The organism is Salinisphaera sp. RV14 (genome assembly GCF_052044135.1).
GTDB lineage: Bacteria > Pseudomonadota > Gammaproteobacteria > Nevskiales > Salinisphaeraceae > Salinisphaera.
In genome coordinates this window covers 1-1,335 of the sequence record NZ_JBQDYF010000046.1, presented here as the reverse complement: position 1 = coordinate 1,335, position 1,335 = coordinate 1, and the positions used below count along the sequence as shown (strand labels likewise).

The following is a 1,335-nucleotide window of genomic DNA, read 5'->3' as shown; positions in this document are numbered from 1 at the left end:
CTAAACAGAGCCGCCCACCTTGGCTGCCAGCAAGCGGGCCATTTCATCTGCCGGCAAGGGTCGGCTGAACCAGTACCCCTGGCCGTATTCACAGCCCCATTCCCTGAGGAAATGGCATTGCTGCTCAGTCTCGATACCCTCGCCGACCGTACGCAGGGAGAGGTTGCGCGCAAGCTGGATGATGCTGCGGGTGACCGCTTCGCCCTTGCCTGAATGCCCGGCGCCACTGACGAAGCTGCGGTCGATCTTCAACGTTTGGAACGGCAGATCCTTGATCCGGCTGAGCGAGGAATAGCCGGTACCGAAATCGTCGATCGCGAAGCGAAATCCCCGGGCGTGCAACGCAGCCAGATTGGCCTCGGTCGTCGGCGGATCCAGCATCAGCGCGCTCTCGGTCACCTCGAATTCGATGGCCGAAGGCTCCGCATGCGGGCGCACCAGATCGGCCAACCCGCTCGTTACATTGGCGGCATGCAATTGACGCACACTCAGATTCACCATCATCTGCAAGGAATGACCCGCAGCCCGCCACGCGCTCAACTGGCGGGCCGCAGTGGCCACCACCCACTCGCCGAGCGGCACGATCATGCCGGTCTCTTCGGCCAACGGCAGAAACGCCGCCGGCGACAGCAGACTGCCGTCCGGCTGCGGCCAACGGACCAGGGCCTCGACGCCGGTGATCTCGAGCGTGTCCAGGCGGAAGACCGGCTGATAGTGCAGGGTCAACTGATCGCTCTTGATCGCCTGATAGAGCCGACCTTCCAGCGTGAGACGCTGCTGGCGCCGCTCCAGAATTTCGCCGTGGAACTGGCAGATATGCCCGCAAGCGCCATTCTTGGCCTCGTACATGGCGGTATCGGCGCGCTCCAGCAGCGTGTCCGCGTCGTCGCCATGGTCCGGAAACAGGCTGATACCGATGCTGGCGCCCTGGCGATGCTCATGTTCACCCAGGCGGATCGGCTCGCGCAGATGCTGAAGGATACGCTCGGCAATCCGCTGAACCTTGATCTGAAATGCCTGCTTCGTATCCACGCTATCCGAATCGCGCACACGCCCCCGCGAAACATCCGACAACGCCACGACGAACTCGTCACCTCCGTGGCGCGCCACAACATCGCTGCCCCGGACCAATCTGCGTAGGCGCTGGCCGACCCCGCGCAGCACCTGGTCGCCGGCCTGGTGGCCCAGGGCATCATTCACCACCTTGAACGAGTCCAGATCGATGAAAAGCACCGCCCCCGCGATGCCAGCCTCTTGCCACCGCCTTACCAGATCGCGCAGGTGATTCAGGAAACTCAGCCGATTGGGCAATTCGGTCAGACTGTCGGCGTAGGC

1 protein-coding gene is annotated in these 1,335 nt (G+C 63.3%); it reads right to left on the bottom strand.

Annotation, left to right across the window (positions count from 1 at the left end):
- Positions 1–1,335 (bottom strand): putative bifunctional diguanylate cyclase/phosphodiesterase (locus ACS8Y6_RS18325; RefSeq protein WP_440856237.1); only part of this gene is annotated, 1,335 nt, incomplete at its 5' end.